The sequence below is a fragment of the Bacillus sp. FSL L8-0193 genome (assembly GCF_037976065.1).
Lineage (GTDB): Bacteria > Bacillota > Bacilli > Bacillales > Bacillaceae > Bacillus > Bacillus paralicheniformis.
This window is the reverse complement of record NZ_CP150261.1, coordinates 2,147,996-2,172,441: the sequence shown is the minus strand read 5'-3', so window position 1 is coordinate 2,172,441 and position 24,446 is coordinate 2,147,996. Positions and strand designations below refer to the sequence as shown.

General features: G+C 47.4%; 16 protein-coding genes. 14 read left to right on the top strand and 2 right to left on the bottom strand.

Translation table 11 applies throughout. The features are described from left to right. The first annotated feature begins 8 nt into the window (after positions 1-8). The 4 genes from MHH76_RS10800 (at position 9) to MHH76_RS10785 (ending at position 4,161) form a co-directional block, all read left to right on the top strand. Positions 9-1,016 (top strand): glycosyltransferase family 2 protein, encoded by a 1,008-nt coding sequence (locus MHH76_RS10800; protein ID WP_026579598.1) that lies wholly within the window; start codon positions 9-11, stop codon positions 1,014-1,016. Positions 1,017-1,081: 65 nt separating this feature from the next. Beyond that, on the top strand, positions 1,082-2,323 hold the full coding sequence (locus tag MHH76_RS10795; RefSeq protein ID WP_020451716.1) for an MFS transporter: 1,242 nt from the start codon (positions 1,082-1,084) through the stop codon (positions 2,321-2,323). A gap of 17 nt (positions 2,324-2,340) precedes the next feature. Continuing rightward, positions 2,341-3,447, top strand: a complete 1,107-nt coding sequence (locus MHH76_RS10790) for a mandelate racemase/muconate lactonizing enzyme family protein (RefSeq protein WP_043054332.1) — start codon at positions 2,341-2,343, stop codon at positions 3,445-3,447. A gap of 90 nt (positions 3,448-3,537) precedes the next feature. Next, positions 3,538-4,161, top strand: coding sequence for a YitT family protein (locus MHH76_RS10785; RefSeq protein WP_020451714.1), 624 nt, complete (start codon positions 3,538-3,540; stop codon positions 4,159-4,161). Positions 4,162-4,179: 18 nt separating this feature from the next. On the opposite strand, the gene MHH76_RS10780 is transcribed toward MHH76_RS10785, so the two are convergent. After that, positions 4,180-4,944 carry a phosphosulfolactate synthase gene (locus MHH76_RS10780; protein WP_020451713.1) on the bottom strand — a complete coding sequence of 255 codons (765 nt, stop codon included), beginning with the start codon at positions 4,942-4,944 and terminating at the stop codon, positions 4,180-4,182. 611 nt (positions 4,945-5,555) lie between these two features. On the opposite strand from MHH76_RS10780, the gene MHH76_RS10775 reads away from it, so the two are divergent. The 7 genes from MHH76_RS10775 (at position 5,556) to MHH76_RS10745 (ending at position 12,619) form a co-directional block, all read left to right on the top strand. After that, positions 5,556-6,266 (top strand): phosphoadenylyl-sulfate reductase, encoded by a 711-nt coding sequence (locus MHH76_RS10775; RefSeq protein ID WP_020451712.1) that lies wholly within the window; start codon positions 5,556-5,558, stop codon positions 6,264-6,266. Between the two features lie 14 nt (positions 6,267-6,280). After that, complete coding sequence (locus MHH76_RS10770; RefSeq protein WP_023855744.1) at positions 6,281-7,420, top strand: inorganic phosphate transporter; 1,140 nt, start codon at positions 6,281-6,283, stop codon at positions 7,418-7,420. A gap of 302 nt (positions 7,421-7,722) precedes the next feature. Beyond that, complete coding sequence (locus MHH76_RS10765) at positions 7,723-8,400, top strand: DUF421 domain-containing protein (protein WP_020451710.1); 678 nt, start codon at positions 7,723-7,725, stop codon at positions 8,398-8,400. A 351-nt stretch (positions 8,401-8,751) separates the two neighbouring features. Further along, on the top strand, positions 8,752-9,603 hold the full coding sequence (proC, locus tag MHH76_RS10760) for a pyrroline-5-carboxylate reductase (RefSeq protein WP_075213104.1): 852 nt from the start codon (positions 8,752-8,754) through the stop codon (positions 9,601-9,603). A 38-nt stretch (positions 9,604-9,641) separates the two neighbouring features. Further along, on the top strand, positions 9,642-10,763 hold the full coding sequence (gene proB, locus MHH76_RS10755; RefSeq protein ID WP_020451708.1) for a glutamate 5-kinase: 1,122 nt from the start codon (positions 9,642-9,644) through the stop codon (positions 10,761-10,763). A gap of 25 nt (positions 10,764-10,788) precedes the next feature. Then, positions 10,789-12,060 carry a glutamate-5-semialdehyde dehydrogenase gene (locus tag MHH76_RS10750; RefSeq protein ID WP_023855748.1) on the top strand — a complete coding sequence of 424 codons (1,272 nt, stop codon included), beginning with the start codon at positions 10,789-10,791 and terminating at the stop codon, positions 12,058-12,060. Positions 12,061-12,268: 208 nt separating this feature from the next. After that, the gene (locus tag MHH76_RS10745) at positions 12,269-12,619 is read left to right on the top strand and encodes a helix-turn-helix domain-containing protein (protein ID WP_020451706.1); all 351 of its coding nucleotides are present in this window, start codon (positions 12,269-12,271) and stop codon (positions 12,617-12,619) included. A 34-nt stretch (positions 12,620-12,653) separates the two neighbouring features. Here MHH76_RS10745 and MHH76_RS10740 read toward each other — a convergent pair whose 3' ends face one another. Further along, entirely contained in the window at positions 12,654-13,214 is a 561-nt protein-coding gene (locus MHH76_RS10740) for an NAD(P)H-dependent oxidoreductase (RefSeq protein ID WP_043054331.1), read from the bottom strand. Positions 13,215-13,444: 230 nt separating this feature from the next. On the opposite strand from MHH76_RS10740, the gene MHH76_RS10735 reads away from it, so the two are divergent. From MHH76_RS10735 to MHH76_RS10725, 3 genes are all read left to right on the top strand, one after another. Beyond that, the gene (locus tag MHH76_RS10735; protein ID WP_023855749.1) at positions 13,445-14,605 is read left to right on the top strand and encodes an acyl-CoA dehydrogenase family protein; all 1,161 of its coding nucleotides are present in this window, start codon (positions 13,445-13,447) and stop codon (positions 14,603-14,605) included. 31 nt (positions 14,606-14,636) lie between these two features. Then, positions 14,637-16,274 carry an AMP-binding protein gene (locus MHH76_RS10730; protein WP_023855750.1) on the top strand — a complete coding sequence of 546 codons (1,638 nt, stop codon included), beginning with the start codon at positions 14,637-14,639 and terminating at the stop codon, positions 16,272-16,274. A gap of 508 nt (positions 16,275-16,782) precedes the next feature. Then, positions 16,783-24,438, top strand: coding sequence for a non-ribosomal peptide synthetase (locus MHH76_RS10725; RefSeq protein ID WP_212922317.1), 7,656 nt, complete (start codon positions 16,783-16,785; stop codon positions 24,436-24,438). Positions 24,439-24,446: the final 8 nt, after the last annotated feature.

The following is a 24,446-nucleotide window of genomic DNA, read 5'->3' as shown; positions in this document are numbered from 1 at the left end:
GAAGCAAATTGAATCTTCAACAGCCTTTGCTGACAATCGTCATACCCTGCTATAACGAAGAGGACGTGTTTGCCGAAACCGCAAAACAGCTGACTGCGGTATTGGATGATCTCACAGCAGACAAGCTGATCTCTGCAGAGAGCAAGCTTTTATTTGTCGATGACGGATCGACGGACCGCACATGGCCGCTGATTGCTATGGAAAGCACAAAAAACCGCTATGTGACAGGCTTGAAGCTGGCCCGTAATTCGGGACATCAAAAAGCTCTCTTAGCCGGACTAGATAAAGCGAAGCAAAAATCGGATTGCGTTATTTCAATCGATGCCGACCTTCAGGATGACATTTCGGCAATTCGCCGGTTTATCGAAAAATATCATGAAGGCTATGAAATCGTCTACGGCGTACGCCGCAGCCGGAAAACGGATACATGGTTTAAACGAACAACAGCCGCATGGTTCTACCGGATCATGAATAAGCTCGGCATCCAGCTGGTCGATAACCATGCCGATTTTCGGCTTTTGAATAAACGGGCGCTTGAAGAGCTCAGCCGCTATGCAGAAGCAAATGTTTTTCTGCGCGGTCTGGTGCCCCTGATCGGCCTCCGGTCGGCCAAAGTGTTCTATGACCGAAAAGAGCGGCTGGCTGGAGAAACGAAATATCCGCTGAAAAAAATGCTGTCTTTCGCTTTTCACGGGATTACGTCATTCAGTGTCGCTCCGATCCGTTTTTTTACCCTGATTGGCTTCTTCTTATTTTTCCTAAGCTGTATCGCAGGTATATATGCAATGATTCAAAAGCTGCTCGGCTACACGAATGCTGGCTGGGCTTCGTTGATCATTTCGATATGGTTTTTGGGCGGTTTGCAATTGATGGGGATCGGCATTATCGGCGAATATATCGGAACGATTTTCACCGAAGTGAAAAGAAGGCCGAGGTATGCGGTGGATATCGATTTATATACGGAACGGCTCGGCCGGCGCGAACCTGAAAAACGGCCGGAAACGAAGTTCAGTTGATGACGGATCAAACGGATTACTTAACTTTTACAGTTCATTTTGAATAAGGAAGGATGTACAAATTTATGACAGAAAAACAAACCTCTGGCATGACGGTTGTCGCGATCGGGTCGATCCCATTGATTATGACGTTGGGAAATTCGATGCTGATTCCGATTTTGCCGAAGATGAAATCTGAACTCAATTTATCGCAATTTCAAGTCAGCCTTGTCATTACCGTGTTTTCGATTACTGCAGCGCTCTTTATTCCGCTGCTGGGTTACTTGGCGGACCGCTTCTCAAGGAAAGTGGTGATTATTCCGTGCCTGTTCCTTTACGGGGCCGGCGGGATTCTTGCAGGATTTGCATCGACGACCTTTGCGAACGCTTTCCCGTGGGTGCTTTTCGGGAGAGGACTGCAGGGGCTTGGAGCAGCCGGTACAGCGCCGATCGCAATGGCGCTGACAGGAGACCTTTTTAAAGGATCTGAAGAAAGCCGGGTGCTCGGTCTCGTTGAAGCCTCGAACGGCTTCGGAAAAGTGCTGTCTCCGATTTTAGGATCATTGATAGCATTGATCGCTTGGTTTTGGGTGTTTTTTGCATTTCCTGCTTTCTGTATTGCACCGATCATTTTGACTTGGATTTTTATCAAAGAAAAAGACAAGAAAAAAGATCCGCCGCCTCTCGGAAAATATGTGAAAGGGCTGACAAGCGTTTTTAAACATGAGGGCAGATGGCTTTTCACCGCATATCTCGCAGGGGCCGTCTGTTTGTTTACTTTGTTTGGCATCCTCTTTTACTTATCTGATGTTTTGGAAAAAGAATTTCATACAGACGGCGTAAAGAAAGGTCTGATCTTGGCGATCCCTCTGCTTGTCATGTGTACAACATCATATATTACGGGCAGCAAAATCGGACAAAATCAGCAGCTGATGAAAAAAATGATGGTTATCGGGCTCGCTCTGATTACGGTTTCCTACGGCACACTGTCTTTTTTCTCCGCGCTCATTCCTTTTATTTCGATCCTTGTCATCAGCAGCATCGGTACAGGCTTTGTTCTGCCGTGTGTCAACAGCTTCATAACCGGGGCTGTCGGAAAAGAGAGGCGCGGCTTTGTGACATCGCTGTACGGATCGGTCAGATTTTTAGGAGTCGCGATCGGTCCGCCGATTTTCGGGAGGCTGATGGAATGGTCGAAACTCGGCATGTTTATGTCGATTGCGGGCCTGACATTAGTCGTCGGTGTGTTGGTGCTGACGATGATTCATGTCAAAAAGGAAGACACCAAAAAAGGGGAGAAGGGGCTGCAGCCTGCTGACGCAAGATAGGAGGGAAGAGAAAAAATATGCGCATTGAAAAGGTTGACACATTTCCGCTGTTCCACAGGCTTTCCTCCCCTTACGGCGATGCGAACGGATTGAAAAGCTACAGAACGTGCTACCTGATTCGGATCACGACAGCTTCAGGCCTGTCGGGATGGGGAGAATGTGCGGATTGGCTGCCTGCTTTGGATGCGGGCTTTAAAAAACGGATCATTCCTTACTTAATTGGAAAAGAAGCGGGCAATCGCACGGAGCTTGTCACCGTCATCAAAAAGTGGCATCAGCGGGCCGCAGCTGCCGTTAGCATGGCTTTAACGGACATTACGGCGAAAAAAGCAGGCCTTTCGGTATGTGAATTATGGGGAGGAAAACTGAGGGAGCAGATCCCGGTCTATGCCTCATTTCAATCATATTCAGACAGGCCCGATTGGAGCCGCCATTCCCTCCGGCTCGTCGAAAAGGCCGTGCGGTCCGGATTTAAAACCGTCAAGCTGAAAGCGGGAGGCAAGTTGTTTTCCGAAGACTTGGCGCATATTCAGGCGTTCCAGGAGATGACAGGCCAAAACACCCGACTGATACTCGATGCCAACCAGAGTTATGACCAGGCCGCCGCACGGAAGTGGGAAACGTGGTTTTCCGCCTGGGGCAACGTGCTTTGGTTTGAAGAGCCCATGCCGTTTGACGTTCCCGCTGAATACCGGATGCTGCGTTCAGCGCTTTCTGTTCCGGTTGCCGGAGGAGAAAATGTAAAAGGCGCAAAACCGTTTTTGCCGATTTTTCTGGAGAACGCAGTCGATATTGCTCAACCCGATGTTATGCACTGTGACGGCACAGACGATTTTCAAACCGTTCTGAAGCTCGCCAGGCATTTCGGAAAAAGGGTTTCTCCCCACAGCTATGACGGCGGACTTTCAAGAATGTACGCCGTTTTCGGACAAGCCTGTCTGCCGCCTTGGAGCAAAATGGACGGAGAAGATATCGAACCGCTCGAATGGGATGCGATGGAGAATCCGTTCACAAAACTCGTGCCCGTCAGCATAAAAGACGGATACATTCAAGTCCCGGACAAAATCGAAATCGATACAGAGCTCGTAGAAGCGTATGGATGGGACGGCTCGTCTTACATGTGAAAGCGCCAACTCGAAAAAATGTGATATTTTTCATTTCCCCTTACATATAGTAGGAAGAGGACAAGTTTCTTTAAAGGGGATTATATCCGTATGGGAAGAAAGCTCAAAATCGTACATGCTATCGTGCTGGGCAGCGTGTTACAGGGTCTCGGCATGGCGCTGTTTTTGTTTCCGAACCATATTCCTTCAGGGGGCGCAGCCGGCATCGCTGTTTTGCTCAATTTTTGGTTTCAGGTTCCGCACGGATTAACCGTCTGGGCTGTCAACTTTTCGCTGCTTTTAACGGCCGTTAAATGGCTTGAACCCGTAACGGTCTTCGGGACGATGGGGGCGATTACCATGACGTCCGTTTCGGTGCAGATCTTCGAATCCTGCATGCCCCTCATGACGACGAACAATATCTGGCTGGATTTATTTTACGGATCCGTCCTTTTGGGGACGGGGGTTGGACTGCTATATAAATACAATATTTCTAACGGCGGTTTTGGCGCCCTGGCTTTAATGATATCGATTTACCGCGGTGGAAAACCGGGAACGGCGCTGTTTATGATGAACGCATTCATCTTCCTTTTGACGGCGTCTGTCATCGCCTGGGGAATCGTTATCCAAGCTCTAATCTGCCAGTGGATTTCTACGAGGATCATCGATGCGATTTATCAGATTCGCTTCCGTCCGTTATTGATGCCTATCGCCAGTTTCCGCAATAAAAAATAGGCCGCTTTTCAAACGACCCTAATCATATAAATAAAATGTATCTGATCGAAGTCCCAGTCTCAGCGTTTCAAGCGGAATGGCATCCTGAAACGGTATATTCGCCAAATTGGCGTCAGGACCGATTTTTTCAATGAAACACGTCTGCAGCTGTTTCGTCGGCGCTTCAAAAATTAAATCCCTTGAAGCGATGCCGGAATGAAGGATCTCCTCAATAAGCTGGGACCGCATTTCTCCATCGCTTTTGCACAGCCCGCTCGTGCCGCTTTCCCTCGTTTCCGTGATCACTTTCTCGGCCCCGGCTTCAAGATCTTCGAGGATGTAATCGATCCATTCGGCTGACTCGAGCTCACTGCTGAGGGCGCTGTCTTTGCTGCCGACTTCGCTGAACACGTGAAACTCTTTCGAAAAATCGGAAATAAAGCTTGCTTTATCTTTATTAGAGAGACGGACCGTTCCGTTTGATATTTCCACATAACGACATCCATATAATTTGCAGTAGCGATAGTAATCTTCAATTTTATCCTGGCTTAAAAACTTCTCAAACAACGTTCCGCCAAAAAAGAATTGAACGTCATTTTGCTTCAGACAATCGATTTTCTCAACCAAATATTTCGTAATTAAAGATGTTCCCCATCCAAATTTCACAAAATCTATATAATCTGCCGCTCCGTGAATCGTATCTTTAAAAAAGTTCAAGGGAACCCCGTTATCAATCAGGATGGTGATCCCTTTTAATCTTGGTTTAAGCTGCCTGTCGGGCAGTATCAGTTCAGATGAAATCATTGATTACCCCTCACAATCTGCTGTATCTTTCATACTTTTAGGTAAATGTCTGTCGGCCATTATTCAGCTGTCACAATAAGAATTCACCTTTTCCCGTTTATCGTTTCTCCCATTCATGTGTTGCCGTTCGGCAAGGAGTGATCTTCGTCCACCTCCCATTAGGCAGCATGTTAGCCTCTCATCTCCTGACTTGCTTCTCAACTAGGTATCTATCCATTTTGTGAAGTCAAAGTAAGTATATTCGCCGTCCTTTCATATGGTTCCTCACTAGTTCTTCACAATGAAAACTGACGTAAAAAGAAGGCCCGCGACAGATACGCGAAGCCCTTACTTAATCTTAGAAAATATATCAGTATATCAAATCCGGATCTCTCACCGCCAGTTTTTATTTTAATGCCGCAAGACAGATGTAATGATTGACTGATATGAATCGGTTTATTTCAATTTGGCGCGCCGGGTCTTTCAGATATTCACAAAATTGCTGAAATCATAACAATTTCCAGATCACATTTAGTTTAAAAAGTGAATAATCTGCCTATATGTTCTTTCAGTTCATGTTTCGTATCAGGGGGTAAGAAAACTAACCTTTAGGACATATTGGGGGAAAATCGATGAACGATGTTTTAACGTATCACACATGGAATGAAAAAGCTTCTGAAGAGGTGATGGATACCTTCAGCGGCGAGATGGACGTTTTGAAATGGGCGTACAGCACGTATCAAAAAATTGTTTATGCCTGCAGTTTCGGCGCGGAAGGAATCGTTTTGATCGACTTGATTTCAAAAGTTGTGAAAGAAGCGGACATCGTGTTTTTAGATACAGGACTGCATTTTCCGGAAACATATGAACTTATCAATGAAGTGAAAGATCGCTATCCCGGTCTGTCGATTCGCTTTTTAAAACCCGGCCTCTCGCTTGAAGAACAGGAAAAACGCTATGGCAGCGAACTTTGGAAACGCCATCCGGACCATTGCTGCCGCCTTCGCAAGATCGAGCCGCTCAGAGAGCATCTGTCAGGGATGGAGGCATGGATGACCGGGCTGAGGCGGGAGCAGTCGGAAACACGGAAACATGTCCGTTATATCAACAAGGACGACAATTTTAAACTGATTAAAATCTGCCCCCTTATTCACTGGACATGGGAAGATGTCTGGACTTACATTAAGCTGAATCAGCTGACGTATCACAAGCTTCATGATCAAGATTATCCGAGCATCGGCTGTGAGGTGTGTACGTCTCCCGTGGCAGACGGCGGCAATTTAAGAGCGGGAAGGTGGGCCCGTCAGGAAAAAACAGAATGCGGGCTGCATCAATTCCGGTAGGAGCTGGGTAAAAGATGACGATTACCATTTTGGCATTCATTATCGCTTTGTTTTTTGCCATGAACATAGGAGCGAGCGGAGCAGCAGCTTCAATGGGAATAGCGTATGGCGCAGGTGCCGTCCGGAAAAGGCAGGCGGCCTTGTGGATCAGCGGAATCGGTGTATTTTTGGGCGCCATGATAGGCGGAGGAGAGGTTGTGAAAACAATCGGTTCAGGCATTATCCCCACGTCTATTCTCAATGTGCATATTGTCGTGATTATCCTCGGAGCATCTGCGATTTCGCTGTTTATTGCAAACATCGCGGGGATTCCCCTTTCAACCAGCGAGGTGACGGTCGGCTCGATTGTCGGGGTCGGCGTCGCATTTCAAGCGGTATTTACCGATAAGCTGTTGGTGATCGTCATGTATTGGCTGATCATTCCGATTGCCGCTTTTTTTCTCGCTTTTTTCATTGGACAATTGCTGAAAAAAGCCGAGAAGAGGCTGCGGTGGCTTAAACAGCAAAAATGGGCGCGGCTGCTCACCGCACTAGTGATTTTAACCGGGTTTTTAGAAGCCTTTTCGGCGGGAATGAACAATGTCGCGAATTCCGTCGGACCTCTCGTTGGAGCAGGCCTCTTGTCAGTCAGCAGCGGAACGTTTCTTGGGGGACTGTTCGTGGCTATCGGAGCCATTTGCCTTGGAAGCAGAGTCATTGAGACGAATGGGAAAAAAATCACCGAGTTTTCGCTTTTGCAAGGGTCATGTGTTTCCGGACTCGGTGCGTCCCTAGTCATCGGCGCTTCGCTATTTGGCATTCCCGTGCCGCAAACCCAGATTACGACTTGCAGCATCATTGGGATTGGCCTTTCTGAAAAGGGAAGGGCAATTTTTCGTAAAAGCGTTATTTTGAAGTTAATGAAAGTATGGGTTGTTTCACCGGTTTTTTCACTTGTCATTTCGTATAGTCTCGTGAAAATCTTTCTCGATTTTGATTTATATTCAGTTGCAGTTGTTTTATGTGTTTTTCTTGCCACTCTTGGATCTGTAAGCCTTATGAAACATGCCAGGCAGAAACAATCAGATGTCCGAAGAAACAGGGATCATGTAAAGTCGATCGTTGGAGGAAGAGGGCGTAAAAGAGAACCTGCCGCATGGAGGGACTTTAGTTAACCGGGCCGCCTGTTTTGGATGATTGGGACTAAGGCCCGGAATCAGCCGGATTTAAAAAAGGCGCTCGTGCAGCTTTATCTGTTTCATTGCCTGATCGTGAGAAGTCATGAGCGGAACGGCACTTCTCAGCCGTATGATCGAAGAAGAGGTTGGCACGACGCCGCTATTTTTTGAAGAATACCAATGGATTGGCAGAAGGCGCGGCGCAGCAGATGGCCCTTTTTCTCAGGAAAAGTATTCCTCTGGTTTAAACTACATCCCGATTGTTAACAATGAAGAGAGAGATTCGGGAGGGAACCTTGATGGAATATGTACACTTGGTAGTCGAACTGACGATAGGGTTTGCAGCTTTATTTCTGATGACGAAAATTCTGGGGAAAACCCAATTTGCCCAAATTACGCCGTTTGATTTTATTTCCGCTTTAATATTGGGGGAAATGGTTGGAAACGCGATTTTCGATCAGGATGTCACCATCTGGAAAGTCCTTTTCGCCATCCTCGTTTGGGCCATTCTAATCTATTCAATAGAAGTTTTATCACAAAAAGTGCAAAACATCAGAGGTTTTCTCGAGGGCAGGCCAAGTATTGTGATCAATAAAGGAAAAATCGATTATAATGCCCTCAAAAAAAATAAATTGGACCTGAACCAGCTGCAGACATTGGCACGTGAAAAAGGCTGTTTTTCCTTAAACGAGATTCAATATGCCATCCTTGAAACAGACGGTTCGCTTAGCGTCCTGCCAAAACACAAATACGGGATGCCGACAAAAGAAGACTTAAACATCCCTTACAAACCGGTTCAGCTCCCGGTGCCGTTAATCCTCGACGGCGAGCTCGAAAAGAACAATCTGCATGAAGCCGGCTTTGACGAGCTTTGGCTGCAAAATCAATTATCAAGTCAAGGTATTACACAGTATCAAGAGGTGCTTTATGCGGAATGGCGCGGCGATGAGGGGCAGCTTTACGTTACAACCTATTGATATTGGCAAGCGCGGGTTCGACAAGCTTCGAGCCCGCGCTTTTCTATTTGCGCTCACACGGCTAAAGGATCGTACTTTTTTACCGGTCCGAAAGGCTGTCAATCTCTAAAAAATTCCGTTAAATCATTCAAACGGCCTTCAAATGGAGGAAAGACAAACGACAAAAGGTGCAATTGAAGCTGAAAAATCTGCTTTCAGCCTCTTTTTCTTTTCCTTTTTTCTTCAAAAATCTCCATTTTTCACATGACCTGCGCCGTCCAATCAAAACACGCAAACTTGACATAAATATCTAAAGTGTTAATATACTAACCGTGTTCGAAAAAATACGAACAGAAATGCGAACAAAGGGAGATGTTAAAGATCTTTAATCAAAAAAACGTAGCTTTTATAGGGGCAGGATCAATGGCAGAGGGAATGATCTCAGGCATCGTTCAATCCAAAAAACTGCCTGCTTCGCAAATCTATGTTACAAACCACACGAACCACCGGCGTTTAGAAGAACTCCAGCAGAAATATGGAATACGAGGCGTCAGAAAAGAAGAACTTGACTATCAGAACATCGATTGCTTCATCTTGGCGATGAAGCCGAAAGATGCAGAGAGTGCTCTTATTTCCATGAAACCGCATATTCAACCCCATCAGCTTATCGTGTCAGTTTTAGCTGGCATATCAATTTCATTTATTGAAAACGAGCTGCACGGCATGCAGCCTGTCATCCGAATCATGCCTAACACCTCAAGTGCAATCGGCGCATCTGCAACCGCCATGGCCGAAGGCAGCCATGTAACAGCCGATCTGTCAAAAACCGCGAAACAACTGCTTCAATGCATGGGAGAAGTCTATTCCATCGAAGAAAGCAAAATGGACATTTTCACCGGCATTGCCGGCAGCGGGCCTGCTTACTTTTATTATTTAATGGAGCACATCGAAAAAGCGGGAGCCGAGGCTGGATTAAGCCAAAAACTAACGAGGGAAATCGGCGCGCAGACATTGTTAGGCGCCGCCAAAATGCTGTTGGAAAGCCCTGAAGATACAGCTGTTCTCAAAGACAACATCACTTCCCCTAACGGTACGACTGCCGCCGGTTTAAAGGCCTTGGAGGAAAGCGGCGGAGGCGAAGCGATCGAACAGGCGGTCAAACAAGCCGCAAAACGATCCAAAACCATCAGTCTCGAACTTGAACAATTAGTCGCAGCAAAGTAAGCACCCGTAACGAAGAAAAATACTACAGGAGTGATAAAATGACCTCTAATCAACAGAGGGTAGTTGTCAAAGTGGGAAGCAGTTCTTTAACAAGTCTTCACGGCGAAATCAGCAGCAAAAAGCTCGAAAAGCTCGTTGAGCAGATCGTCCGCCTCAAAGATGAAGGGCACGAAGTCCTCCTCGTTTCATCTGGCGCTGTGGCGGCCGGATACCGGAAACTTGGCTTCATTAACAGGCCGGATACATTGCCTGAAAAACAAGCATCCGCATCTGTCGGCCAGGGCTTACTAATCGAAGCGTATTCCAAGCTCTTTTTATCCCATGGCTATATCGCTTCACAAATATTAATCACAAAAAGCGATTTTTCAGATGAAAAACGGTACAACAATGTGAGAAATACGATGAATGTTCTGTTGAAACGCGGCATTATTCCGATCATCAACGAAAATGACACAGTTACCGTCAACCGGCTCAAATTCGGAGACAATGATACGCTTTCTGCTAAAGTGGCGGGTCTGATCGACGCTAACCTGCTGACCATCCTCTCTGATATAGACGGCCTTTATGACGCGAATCCGCGAAAAACGCCGGACGCCGCACTCGTCCGGGAAGTAAATGAAATCACGCCGGAGATAGAAGCTTCAGCAGGGGATGCCGGAAGCGAAGTCGGAACAGGCGGCATGAAGTCGAAACTGGACGCTTTTAAAATTACAATGGCTTCAGGCATCAAAGGATTTTTAGGGCGTGCAGACACCTCCGGTCTGTTGCAAGAAGCAATCAGCGGGACTGCGAGGGGAACGTATTTTATTCCGAATGACGATTCACACACACTCAACCATAAAAAGCAATGGATAGCATTTAACTCTGGACCTGAAGGAGACATCATCGTCCACAACGAAAGCAAAGAGTTTATTATCGACCGTAAAAAAAGCCTGTATCCTTCTAGTATTTACGAAATTAACGGCCGTTTCAGCAACGGTTCCGTCGTTCGAATCCTTGATCAGGAAGGAGAGGAAATCGGCCTCGGCGTCGTCAACTTTTCCTCATCCCAGCTTCGTAAATGGAAGAAGGATACGAATCAGGAAACAGCCGCTTCCTCACAGGCTGTCGTTGACAGAGAAGCGTTTGTCTGTCATTTAGAGCTATCCGTTCCGCTTTAAAAAACAAATCAAAGGAGGAATTGACATGACGGCGACAAGCGAGAACACCAGGGCACAAATCGAAGAAAAAGCGATAAAGGCAAAAACAGCCGCAAAATCTTTGCGGCTGACAACTGAAAAAGACAAGAACGAGGCGCTTGCTACACTGGCCGAACACCTGAAACAAAACATGAGCTATATTCTCACTGAAAATGCCAAAGATATTGAAGCGGGACGAAAAAAAGGCTATGATGCAGCCTACATCGACCGCCTGTCGCTCAATGAAGACAGGGTACTGGATTTTGCCAATGGACTGCTGGAAGTCGCGGAACTGGATGATCCGGTCGGAGAAACGCTATCAAGCTGGACGCTCGACAACGGGCTAAAGGCGGAAAAAGTCAGCGTTCCTCTCGGCGTCATCGGCATGATCTATGAAGCGCGTCCGAATGTGACTGTCGATGCGACCGGGCTCGCTCTAAAATCGGGCAATGCGATCGTTTTGAAAGGCGGCTCTTCCGCCATTCATTCGAATACAGCGATCGTATCGGTCATGCACCAAGCGCTGGAAACGACAGACATTCCCCGCGATGCTGTTCAATTTATCGAAAGCACGGACCGAAGCGCCACGAAGCAGCTCTTCAAGATGAAAGAGCATATCGATGTACTCATCCCCCGGGGAGGCGGTGCCCTCATTCAGGAAGTCGTTGAGAACGCAACCGTTCCCGTTCTTGAGACGGGAGTCGGCAATTGTCACATCTATATCGACCGGGAAGCAGACCCTGAAAAAGCAATCAATGTCATGATCAATGCGAAAACAGACCGCCCCGCCGTCTGCAATGCGCTTGAAACGCTGATCGTTCACGAAAAATGGCTTGAGGAAAACAGTGCAGCGCTTATCAATGCTTTAAACGAACACGGTATTCAAGTTCACGGGGACGAAAAGGCGGTTCAATGGATTCCAGGCGCGATACCAGCGGGGGAAGCCGATTGGCAGAACGAATATTTAAGCCTTGATCTCGCGGTTAAAGTCGCAGCAAGTCTTGAAGAAGCCTGCGATCATATCGAAACATACGGAACAAAGCATTCAGAAGCGATTATCACCGAAAATCCGAAAACAGCCAAGGCTTTTCTGAATACCGTTGATGCGGCAGCACTGTATCACAATGCCTCAACCCGGTTCACCGACGGCGGCGCACTCGGCTTCGGCGCGGAAATCGGGATTTCTACACAGAAGCTTCACGCCCGCGGACCTATGGGTCTGAAAGAATTGACCACATGCAAATATATCATGAGAGGCGACGGCCATATCAGAAGATAAATAAAAAAGCTTGCATTGAAACTGCACCTCAATTGTCACCTGACAATCTTGAGGTGCAGTTTTTTCTTACGGCTGCATCCGCCGTATCACGGAAAACATACGGCGCTGTGGTTTTTCTTTAAGCATCCTTTAAAATCCTTCCTTTACATCCTTTCAATCAAATTACATAATGATCTATGATATAGGATTCAAAAGGAGAGTGTACGTTATGCAACCCCCAACCGGAAAAACCTGCGTTCCGACCGGTGTGGATCTTAAAAACACCGGTTTTGGATATACGTTGTCATTGATAAGCGGCAAATATAAAATAATCATTCTATATTGGCTGTCTGAACGCGAAGTGATGCGGCATAATGAGCTGAAGCGAAGCATCGGCACCATTTCCTTCAAAACGCTGAGCATCATGTTAAAAGAGCTGGAGGCAGACGGCCTTATTATACGTAAGGAATTTCCCCAAATTCCCCCAAAGGTGGAGTATTCATTATCTGAACGCGGACGTTCTCTCTTACCTTTGTTCAATATGATGTGTGAGTGGGGAGAGAAAAACAGGCTGGGCTGACAGCCTGTTTCAACCGGAATGATTTCCGCAAAACTTAAAGATTGTCAATAAAACGCAAATAATCCCGGGCGCTTTTCTCCAATTCTCCCGCTCCCGGCCCGGTCGCTTCTTCCTCATTTCCGCCGGGCTCATTTTCCTTGCCGTAAAACGCAAAAAATGCACGATAGTCTGCATGACAATATCGGAATGTCGTTTCAAATGGAACTAATATTTGTTCAAGCGTATAGCGGTACCTTCCGTTTTCACCATAATCTTCTTCTTTAATTCCGGCGGATACACCTAATGCCACTTTACGATTTTTTAATCGATCACCTCCATTTGAACCATAAGCCCATCCGTAAGCCAATACATCATCAAGCCATTTTTTAAGAAGAGGCGGACAGTTAAACCAATAGATAGGGAATTGAAAAACAAGATTGCCGTGCGCTTCCACCAATTTTTGTTCTTTTTCCGCGTCAATGTTTCCATCCGGATATACGTCGGACAATTCGTGAACCGTATACTTTTCCGGATATTTTTTGAGCTCCTCTACCCAGCGCTTATTGATAACTGATGTTTCTAAACTTGGATGTGCAACGATAATCAGTGTTTTCAAAAATTTTCCTCCTTCGGCATGTTTTCATCTTGATTATAAAGTTCACACTGCGAATTTGTAAGTATGCACTTTTGGTTCAGGTACTTACGTAAAGGTAAGTATCAGTTGTCATCAAACGGTCCGATTTTGCCTGTCCAAAATCCTCTGGCATGAAAAATGCACTTTTTTAATATAATGTTACAAAGCTCTGCTGCCTAAGGAATTTGACGATCCAAAAAGGGGGTCACTTTATGAATTTTGAACTAACCAGAGAACAGCAAATGGTTCGCGAACTCGCCAGAGATTTTGCGAAACAGGAAATTGCACCGCATGCCGAACATGTTGACAGGACGGGAGAATTTCCGGTTGAGACATTTAAAAAAATGGGGGAGCTCGGCCTCTTGGGGATTCCGTTTCCGGAATGCTACGGCGGGTCAGGCGGGGATACGATTTCCTATGCGCTTAGCGTCGAAGAAATCGGCAAAGCGTGCGGGAGCACCGGTCTAAGCTATGCTGCGGCTGTATCGCTCGGGGCTGCACCGGTTTATTATTTCGGCACCGAAGAACAAAAACAAGAATATCTCGTGCCACTTGCGACGGGCCGGGCGCTCGGAGCGTTCGGGCTGACCGAACCGAATGCAGGATCAGATGCGGGCGGCACCCGGACAAAAGCCCGCTCGGAAGGGGACAGCTATGTGATCAGCGGGGAGAAATGCTGGATCACCAATGCCGGATATGCCCGGACCGTCATCGTCACCGCCGTCACCGGAAAAGATGACAACGGAAAAAACATCATCTCCGCCATCATCGTTCCGACAGATTCGGAAGGCTTCACCATTAATAGCGAATATGACAAAATGGGTGTCCGCGGCTCCAATACATCGCAGCTCATCTTGGACAATGTCCGCGTTCCAAAACAAAATCTGTTGGGAAGCCCGGAAAAAGGGTTTAAACAGTTTCTCAATACACTTGACGGGGGCAGAATTTCGATCGCCGCGCTGGCCGTCGGTATCGCTCAAGGCGCATTTGAGGCCGCGCTTGCATACGCACACGAACGAAAACAATTCGGCCGGCCCATCTCCTATTTCCAGGCGATTCAGTTCAAGCTTGCCGACATGGCCATGGAAATTGAGCTTGCCCGCAATATGGTGCTGAAGGCCGCCTGGCTGAAAGATCAAGGCCGGCCGTTTACAAAGGAAGCGGCTTTCGCCAAGCTTTATGCCTCAGAGATGGCGTTCAGGGCATGTAATCAGTCCATTCAAATACACGGAGGATACGGGTATATGAAAGAGTACGGAGTCGAGCGGATGCTGCGGGATGCCAAATTAATGGAAATTGGTGAAGGAACTTCAGAAATTCAACGGCTCGTCATCGCAAGGCAGCTCGGCATAGGCAAACAAGCGGCGAAATGAAAACGCTTTCCGGGAGAAGGGAGGGACAACGTTGGCAGAGCTGCTCCATTTGACTATCGGAAAATTGTTGGAGAAAACCGCGGCAAACGCACCTGATCACGAGGCTGTCGTCTATCCGGATCGCCGCCTCCGTTATACGTACCGGCAATTTGACCAGTTGTGCAGAAAAGTCGCAAAAGGACTGATGGCGCTCGGTATTGAAAAAGGTGAACATGTCGCAATTTGGGCTTCCAATACTCCGGAATGGCTCACCGCCCAGTTTGCCTCGGCAAAAACGGGCGCGGTGCTTGTCACAGTCAACACGAACTATCAATTATCAGAGCTTGAATATGTGCTGAAACAGTCAGATGCCACAACACTCATTTTAATGGAATCATACCGGGGCACTTCTTACATTGATATCCTTTACAAACTGATTCCTGAATTGAAGGAGTCGGAACCGGGTAAGCTCGCATCTGAAAGACTGCCTTTCTTAAAAAATATTATTTTGATGGGAGATAAAAGGCATCCCGGCATGTACCTTTGGGATGACATATTAAAGCTCTCCGGTTCGGTAAGCGAAAAAGCGCTTGATCACAGGATGGAACGACTCAAAGAGCATGATGTCATCAATATGCAATATACATCAGGTACGACAGGCTTTCCAAAAGGCGTGATGCTCACTCATTCCAATTTGGCAAACAACGCGGCAAATATTGCGGAATGCATGAATTTATCGAGAAAAGACAGAATGTGCATCCCCGTACCCTTTTTTCACTGCTTTGGATGCGTGCTGGGAACTCTCGCTTGCGTCACCGCCGGTGCGACGATGGTGCCGGTGCAAGAATTCAATCCAAAAGGAGTGCTTTCTGCTGTCGAAACGGAAAAATGCACGGCGCTGCACGGTGTACCGACCATGTTCATTGCCGAACTGAATGATCAAGATTTTGCATCATATGACTTGTCTTCTTTAAGAACGGGTATCATGGCCGGTTCAAACTGTCCGATTGAAGTTATGAAAAAAGTGATCAATAACATGGGGATGTCTGAAATAACGATTGCATACGGACAGACAGAAGCATCACCGGTCATTACCCAGACGAGGGTCAACGATTCGCTCAAAAGAAGGGTCGAAACCGTAGGGCGCGCCTTGCCGAATGTTGAAGTCAAAATAACTGAACCGGGCACAAATCAGGAGGTTGCAAGAGGCGTTCAAGGCGAGCTGTGCACACGCGGCTACCATGTCATGAAAGGCTATTACAAAAATTCTGAGGACACGGCAGCGGTGATTGATGAGGACGGATTTTTGCATACAGGTGATTTAGCCGTAATGGATGAAGAAGGCTACTGCCGGATTACCGGGAGATTAAAAGACATGATCATCCGAGGCGGAGAAAACATATACCCGCGGGAAATAGAAGAGTTTTTATACAAGCATCCCAACATTCTCGACGTCCAAATTGTCGGTGTGCCTGACGAAACATTCGGTGAAGAGATATCGGCCTGGATCAAACTGAAAAGCGGAGCATCCATGACAGCTGACGAATTAAAAGAATACTGCAAAGGTAAAATCGCCCGTTATAAGATTCCGCGCTATATCGCATTTGTCGAAGAGTTCCCGATGACGGCATCAGGAAAAGTGCAGAAATTTAAATTAAGGGAGCAAGCGCTTGAACATTTTCAATTGTAATTTTCCCTTGCAAGTGCGACGAACTAAAATGAGGGACTCTTTTGTTTAACGGATCATCCGCACATGTAAACGGATGCCGTGTAGCCTAAAGCTTTTGAAAGTGAAGCAAAACTGTATCTTAATTGGTTAAGGTACAGTTTTTTTATGAGGTTTTTCAAAAACACGTGAGATGATATTTTTCACGAATAAATGATGACAATTTATTTCCATTTCTGCTCAGAGTGCGTTGAATTCCAGCTCTGTTTTTTGAATAAAATGGTATAAACATCGTGATATTTTCTCCGCTTTAGAGCTTTTCTTATGTTATGAGCAGTAAAGACAAGAATTTTGCAGATGAGATAAAATAACCATTTTCTAAAAAATTATTGAATTTATTGTAAACATTGTTGTATTTTATCGAATTTGTATTACAATGATTCTCATACGTATTGATTTAGCCATATATTGTCATATAACCTGTAATTATTTTACTTTTTTATTCTCTTATATTTGAAATGGAGGGGTTCCATTGAACACAACCTACACTTTGACCCATGCTCAAAGAAGAGTATGGTTTACCGAGCTGCTCGATCCGGGTACAAGTATCTGCAATCTTGCAGCCTGTGTCAAATTCAGGGGCGCTATTGACCTTGATGTGCTGCGGCGGGCTTTGGACTTTTCAGTTTCCCGGCATGATTCTCTTCATTTTCAGCTGACAGAAGGGAAAGGGGAAGAGCCTGATCTTTATCTCGCTGCACATCGCCCGCTTTCCATAGAGACCATTGATTTGACAAAGGCCGGCAAGTCCGAACGGAATAAGTGGATTGACGATCAGACTTCGATTCCGTTTAAGCTGTTTCATTCACCGCTTTATCAATTCACCCTGCTGGCGATTTCGAGTAAGGAAGTTTGGCTCTATGCAAAATTCCACCATATCATAATGGACGGTATTTCTCTTAATCTGCTAGGCAATCAACTGATAGAGATGTATCAAAAAATGATTCGGAATGAACCCTTACCTCAACATCATGAACCTTCCTATCTCACCTATATCGAAAAAGAGAAGCAATACTTGCAATCTTCCCGGTTTGAAAAAGACCGCTTATTTTGGACAAACACCTACCACACCATTCCAGAACATTTCCCACTAACAGAAAAAGCCTTGCCTCAACAACAAAGCACCGCCGCTTTAAGAGAAACCCTGACTCTTTCACATCCCTTGGCAGAATCAATCCGACACTTTTGCGAAAAGCATCAAATCAGCATTCTTTCTCTGTTTATGGCTTCGTTTTACATATGCATCAGCAGAATGACTTCCAGCAAGGATATTGTGATTGGGACCTATTACGGTAACCGCGCCTCCAGGCTGGAAAAAGACATGCTCGGTATGTTTGTGAGCACACTGCCAATCAGAATGGAAGTTGATCCGGATTGTGATGTTCTTTCATTTGTCACAAGCATCGGGAAAGAACAGCTTTCAGTCATGCGTCATCAAAAATATCCCTACAATCTGCTGATGAACGAATTAAGGCATCAGCATGGTGATCTGCAAAATTTAATTGTCACTTCCATACAGTATCAGCCGCTTCAATGGCAACAAGCGGATGGCTTTGAATATGAAACGGCCATGTATTTCAGCGGGCGCACTGCAAATCAGCTGTCTGTTTCAATTAAAGAGCGCCTTGATACCGGTATCATACAGTTAAATTTTGATTATCAAACCGCTATGTTTACTGATCATGACATCAAACGGATTCAATCCCATCTTTTAACCGTTTTGGAGAAGGCGCTTGAGAAGCCGAACCAGCCGATTAAAAACATCGATATGGTAGAGTCCAACGAAAAGGAACGGATTTTGTCTGCTTTTAACCAAACAGATTCCGTCAAACCTTTGGCGCCGACGCTGCATGGTTTTTTCACCCGCCGCGCGGCGCTGTCGCCGAACTTGCCGGCGGTTCGTTTTTCCGGCGGTATCTTAACGTACCGAGAGCTTGATCAGTATACCAATCAACTTGCTGTCCGGTTGAAGAAAAAAGGCGTCGCCAAAGAAAGTGTGGTCGGCGTGCTCGCCGACCGTTCACCGGAGATGGTGATCGCGGTGCTGGCTGTTTTGAAAGCCGGCGGCGCTTACGTGCCGCTTGATCCAGACTATCCTGAAGAACGGCTCAGATATATGCTCGCTGACAGTGGCGCCCGGCTTCTCGTCACAGGGCCGGGTTTGTCCGTCTCCGGATTTTCCGGGGAAACGCTTGAAGTCAATCTGTCATCACTTCGAACGGAACCAGCGGAGAACGAACCGGTTTGCGCTCATACGGATGGCGGCTCACTCGCCTATGTCATCTATACATCCGGTTCAACCGGGACACCGAAGGGCGTCGCGGTTGAGCACCGACAGGCTGCCGCCTTTTTGTCCGGGATGCAGCGCCAGTTCCCATTAACTGAAGATGATGTCATTGTGCTCAAGTCATCGTTTTCATTTGATGCTTCGATCTGGCAGTTGTTTTGGTGGATGATTCCCGGCGCCTCCATGTATTTGCTTCCGCAGGGCTGGGAGAAGGATCCCGCTTTAATGACAGAAGCCTTCACAAACGAAGGAGTGACGACGGCGCATTTTATCCCGGCGATGGCCAACAGCTTTTTAGACCAGGTCGAGATGGAAACAGAGGAGAAAAGGACAAGCCTTGCGAAAACCTTGAAACACGTATTCGCCGGAGGTGAAGCGCTCGCTCCCCAGACAGCCGCCCGATTTGCCCGGTCTTTGCCGGAGACTGCGGTCATTCACGGCTACGGGCCGACAGAAGCTACGGTGGATGCCGCATTTTTTCGGTACGACCATGAAAAAGACAGGGAACGGATGCGGCTTCCGATCGGAAAACCTGTACCGGGAGCCCGTCTTTATATTTTAGACAGTGAGAAAGCTGTCCAGCCCATAGGGGTGGCCGGAGAACTGTATATCGCAGGCGCGGGTGTCGCAAGGGGCTATTTGAACCGTCCGGAGCTGACAGAAGAACGGTTTCTCGATGACCCGTTTTATCGAGGGGAACGCATGTATCAAACGGGCGATCTGGCGAGATGGCTCCCGGATGGAACCGTTGAATGGCTGGGCCGCATGGACGGCCAAGTGAAAATCCGCGGCTACCGGATCGAACCGGGGGAAGTCGAAGCGGCGCTTCGCCAGATCGACGGCGTGCGGGAAGCGGCGGTTGTCGCACGGACAGAAGGGGAGGAAACCGAGCTTTACGCCTATATTGAAGGTCAGGACCAACAGACCGCAAGGACAGAACTAGGCAAACGCCTGCCGGTCTATATGATGCCTTCAGCCTTCATCGAGATGGAAAAGTGGCCTGTCACTCCGAGCGGAAAGCTTGACCGCAAGGCGCTGCCCGCTCCCGACGGAGCGGCTGAACGACGCGCTTATACCGCGCCGCAAACCATCACGGAAATGAAGCTCGCCAAGCTTTGGGAAGAGGTGCTGAAATACGGCCCTGCCGGCACTCACGACCACTTTTTTGAACAAGGCGGCCACTCGCTGAAAGCGACAGCGCTCGTCTCCCGCATCGCCAAAGCGTTTGGCGTGCAGGTGCCGCTGAAAGAGATTTTCGCCAAGCCGACACTGGAAGAGCTCGCCGCCGTGATTCAGGAATTGGATGAAAGTCCGCATGCGGCGATTGAACCGGCGGACAAGCAGGACACCTACCCGGTGTCCTCGGCGCAAAAGCGGATGTATGTGCTTCAGCAGCTGGAAGACGGCGGTGTCGGCTACAATATGCCGGCGGCGCTTAAGCTGACAGGACCGCTCGACCGTGCCCGGCTTGATGAAGTATTCAGGCAGCTGATCCGCCGCCACGAATCGCTCAGGACGTCGTTTGAAACCGGGGCTGACGGCGAGCCTGTCCAGCGCATCCATGATGATGTCCCGTTTCAGCTGATGGAGTTGGTCGCGGCTGAAGACTTTGTCCGTCCGTTCCGGCTTCAAGAAGCGCCGCTTTTCCGCGCCGCTCTTGTGAAGGAGGCAGAGGAGAGCCACCTGTTGTTGGTGGACATGCATCACATCATTTCCGACGGGGTGTCTGTCGGCACCTTAATCCGCGAATTCAGCGAGCTGTACGCCAGCCGGACGCTTCACCCGCTGCGGATTCAATATAAAGACTACGCTGTCTGGCAACAGGCATTCAAACAAGGAGAGGCGTACAACAGACAGGAAGCCTATTGGCTGAAGCAGCTCGACGGAGAGCTGCCGGTGCTGGAGCTTCCGGCCGACAACGCCCGCCCGGCGGTGCGAAGCTTTGCGGGTGATACAGTGTCCCGCACGCTTGATGCGAAAACAACAGCCGGCCTTTACAAGATCGCCCGCGACAACGGCTGCACCCTGTATATGGTTCTTCTCGCCGCGTACAGCACGCTTCTTGCCCGTCTCAGCGGACAGGAGGACATCATCATCGGTTCGCCGATCGCCGGAAGACCGCACAAAGACTTAGAACCTGTCATCGGCATGTTTGTCAACACATTGGCGATCAGAACGCATCCGGCAGAAAACAAATGTTTCAGCAATTTCTTAAGAGAGGTCCGCGAAACGGCGCTTGAGGCATTTGAACATCAGGATTATCCGTTTGAGGAGCTTGTCGACAGGCTTGATGTCGTCCGTGATATGAGCCGCAATCCGTTGTTTGACGCCATGTTTATTTTGCAAAACATGGAACAGCACGATATGCAATTAGCCGGCCTTCAAGTCAATCGCGTTCAAACATTTGCCCATCAAGTATCTATTTTTGACCTTACATTGACCGCTTGCGAATCTAACGGGAATATCCGTCTCGACATGGAATTCAGCACCGATCTTTTCTTAAAAACAACCATCGAGCGCTGGATGAAACATTTGCTTGTACTTTTGCGCCATATCGTCCATCAGCCCGAGACAGATCTTGCACGCTTCAATCTTCTGAACGATGAAGATCAATACCAAATTCTTGTTGAATTTAATCACAAACACCTTCAACTTCCAGAACGAACAGCAGTGTTTCACGAACTGTTTGAAGAAACAACAGCGAATAATCCTCAGAAAATCGCAGTCATTGAGGGCTCGAAACAGATCAGCTATCACCAATTGAATGGTCGCGCCAATCGACTGGCGCGGACGCTTCAAACAGCCGGAATCGGTCCTGGAAAACGAGTTGCGATTTTGGCCAATCGTTCGATTGAAGCCATCATAGGTGTTTTGGCCGTGCTGAAAGCGGGAGGAGCGTATATCCCGATAGATTCCCATTATCCAGAAGAAAGAATTCGGTTTTTATTAAAAGACAGCGAAGCATCTGCGCTGCTGGCCCAGGCTGAATATATAGATATCGCTTCACTTTTGACAGATGGCAGTATGCCTTGCATCCATCTTGACCATGAACATAATGGCCTGCACGAGGAAAATATAGTTTCAACAGCAACTCCAAAAGATACTGCCTATGTCATCTATACTTCGGGAACAACAGGAGCGCCAAAAGGAGTTGAAGTCAGACATCGCAATTTCACACATGCAGCGCTTGCTTGGCGAAGCATCTATGAGCTTGACCGCACACCGGCGAGAGTGCTGCAAATGGCCAGTTTCTCGTTTGATGTCTTTTCAGGAGACATAGCCCGGGCATTCTTAAACGGGGGAACGCTTGTGATTTGCCCGGATGATGTCCGAATTGAGCCCGAACTGTTATGTAAGCTGATGAATCAACAGCAGATTACATTAATGGAATCGACACCAGCCCTGGTTGTTCCCTTTATGGAATATGTTTACCGGCGGAAATATCGATTACCGAGCCTAAAGGTGCTGATTCTGGGCTCAGATATTGTCAGTGCACAGGATTTTTACACATTAAATGAACGATTCGGAAAAGAGATGCGGATCATCAACAGCTACGGTGTAACAGAGGCGACCATTGATTCAAGCTATTATGAAATCACGATGAGTAAAGAGCGCTATCACGATTTTGTACCGATCGGCATTCCGCTCCCAAATGTACAAATGTATGTTCTCAACAAGAACAAACAAGTTCAGCCCATCGGCGTCCCGGGAGAACTTTTTATTGGGGGGGAAGGCGTGGCCAAAGGCTATTGGCGAAAAGCTGAATTGACAAAAGCCAAATTCAGCGATCCTTTAGCGCAAGGTCGGCCGCTGTATCAAACCGGAGATCAGGCCTGCTGGCTTCCTGACGGCACCCTCCGTCTTTATGGGCGTCTTGATCAACAAGTCAAAATAAAGGGCTACAGAATTGAGCTCGAAGAAATAGAAAATGCGCTTTTGAAGAACGAGCATGTCAAAGAAGCGGCAGTCGCCATTCAAAAAGATATTGAAGGGAAAACCTATTTGGCGGCATACGTCGTTCCTAAAGAAGCAGACATCATCGATCTGCGTTTAGATTTGGCAAAAAGGCTTCCGGCTTACATGATTCCAGCTCATTTTGTCGGTTTAGAGAAAATGCCGCTTACATTTAACGGCAAATTGAATAAAGACGCTTTGCCTGCTGCACATGTTCAGAGCTTGGAAACTTACCATGCCCCGCAAAATGAAAAACAAGCATTGCTATGCCGGATTTGGGAGGATGTGCTCCATGTACGGCAAGCAGGCATCACCGACTCTTTCTTTCAGCTGGGGGGAGACTCCATAAAAGCGCTGCAAGTGTCGGCTCGTCTTGCCGCTGAAGGATGGGATATGACGATTCGGGATTTATTTCAATTTCCGACCATTGAAGAACTGGCGAGTCACCTGACTCCGACCGTATCAATTGCCGATCAGGGACCTGTTGAAGGGAATGCCAGTCTAACACCTGTACAGCAAAGGTTTTTTGCCTATCCTGGCGCCTTTGAACATCATTACAATCAAGCAGTCATGCTCACAAGTGAAAAAAGATTGGACGAGGCTGCACTGCGCCGGGCCGTATCCGCTTTAATCAAGCATCATGACGCCTTGCGGATGATGTTTAAAAAAGACGATAACGGACGCATCCTTCAATATAATCGCGGAATCAGTCAAACGGATGAGGATGGATTCAGCTTTAAGACCATAGACCTCGCCGATGAGACGCAGATTGCCGAACGCATAGAAGCGGAGGAAAAACGAATACAGCGGGCAATGCGTTTGGACGAAGGACTCCTTTGTCACATTGGATTGTTCAGATTGCGGGATGCAGACCATCTGCTGATCGCCATTCATCATCTGATTGTGGATGGTGTGTCATGGAGAATTTTGCTTGAAGATTTACAAACAGCTTATCAGCAAGCTTTAGCAGACAGAAAAATTAAATTGCCGCAGAAAAGCGATTCTTACGTAACATATGCAAACAGGCTGCATCCATTGTCAACAAGCAACGAACTGCTTGAGGAAGCGGCATATTGGGAGCATGCGATATCTTTTGAAACGACCGCATTACCAAAAGACGGTCACAGGAATGCGGACAGGCTGCAAAAAACGGCACTCATCGCTTCGCGCATGTTAAGCGTGAAACTGACAAACCAGCTGCTGTTTCAGACAAAACAGGCATACGGCACAGAGGTGAATGAACTGATGCTGGCGGCCTTGGGAATGGCGCTTGCCGATTGGACGAAACGTGAGCATTTCCTTGTCAGTGTTGAGGGACATGGCAGGGAAGGACATGTTCCGGACATTGATATTTCCAGAACTGTAGGATGGTTCACCTCGATTTATCCGGTTCTTCTGGACATGAGTGCACCGGACAATTCAAGCGAAAAAACCGCTTGCCGTATAAAAAACGTGAAAGACATGATGAGACGCGTGCCGAACCAAGGAACCGGATACGGGCTTTTGCAATCGTCCCAACGTATTCAGCACCGTGAACCTGAAATCTGCTTTAACTATCTCGGACAGTTCGACGGTCTCGAAGGAATGATGCGGATGTCTCCTTATCAGCCGCGCCACAACATTGCAGAAGAGCGGCCGAGAGAATTTGATTTGGACATTAATGCAATGGTCGTCAATCAGCGGCTTGATATTCAAACTGTCTATACCGACGTCTTTTCCAGGCGTACGATTGAAACATTTATGGATGGCTTCTATGACCGCCTTTGTGAGGTCATTGAGCATTGTTCCGCCAAGAAAAAACGAGAAAAAACATTGAGCGATTTCAGCAATAAACAATTGACTTCCGCTTCATTCGAAAGTATTGCCAATCTCGTAAAAGAACTTTAATTTCGCCG

What these genes read in the sequence shown, in the direction of transcription:
- proB (WP_020451708.1), top strand. Translation starts at nt 9,642, where the DNA reads ATGACCTCTAATCAACAGAGGGTAGTTGTCAAAGTGGGAAGCAGTTCT.
- proC (WP_075213104.1), top strand. Translation starts at nt 8,752, where the DNA reads ATGTTAAAGATCTTTAATCAAAAAAACGTAGCTTTTATAGGGGCAGGA.
- MHH76_RS10750 (WP_023855748.1), top strand. Translation starts at nt 10,789, where the DNA reads ATGACGGCGACAAGCGAGAACACCAGGGCACAAATCGAAGAAAAAGCG.
- MHH76_RS10770 (WP_023855744.1), top strand. Translation starts at nt 6,281, where the DNA reads ATGACGATTACCATTTTGGCATTCATTATCGCTTTGTTTTTTGCCATG.
- MHH76_RS10795 (WP_020451716.1), top strand. Translation starts at nt 1,082, where the DNA reads ATGACAGAAAAACAAACCTCTGGCATGACGGTTGTCGCGATCGGGTCG.
- MHH76_RS10790 (WP_043054332.1), top strand. Translation starts at nt 2,341, where the DNA reads ATGCGCATTGAAAAGGTTGACACATTTCCGCTGTTCCACAGGCTTTCC.
- MHH76_RS10765 (WP_020451710.1), top strand. Translation starts at nt 7,723, where the DNA reads ATGGAATATGTACACTTGGTAGTCGAACTGACGATAGGGTTTGCAGCT.
- MHH76_RS10735 (WP_023855749.1), top strand. Translation starts at nt 13,445, where the DNA reads ATGAATTTTGAACTAACCAGAGAACAGCAAATGGTTCGCGAACTCGCC.
- MHH76_RS10775 (WP_020451712.1), top strand. Translation starts at nt 5,556, where the DNA reads ATGAACGATGTTTTAACGTATCACACATGGAATGAAAAAGCTTCTGAA.
- MHH76_RS10780 (WP_020451713.1), bottom strand. Translation starts at nt 4,944, where the DNA reads ATGATTTCATCTGAACTGATACTGCCCGACAGGCAGCTTAAACCAAGA.
- MHH76_RS10745 (WP_020451706.1), top strand. Translation starts at nt 12,269, where the DNA reads ATGCAACCCCCAACCGGAAAAACCTGCGTTCCGACCGGTGTGGATCTT.
- MHH76_RS10785 (WP_020451714.1), top strand. Translation starts at nt 3,538, where the DNA reads ATGGGAAGAAAGCTCAAAATCGTACATGCTATCGTGCTGGGCAGCGTG.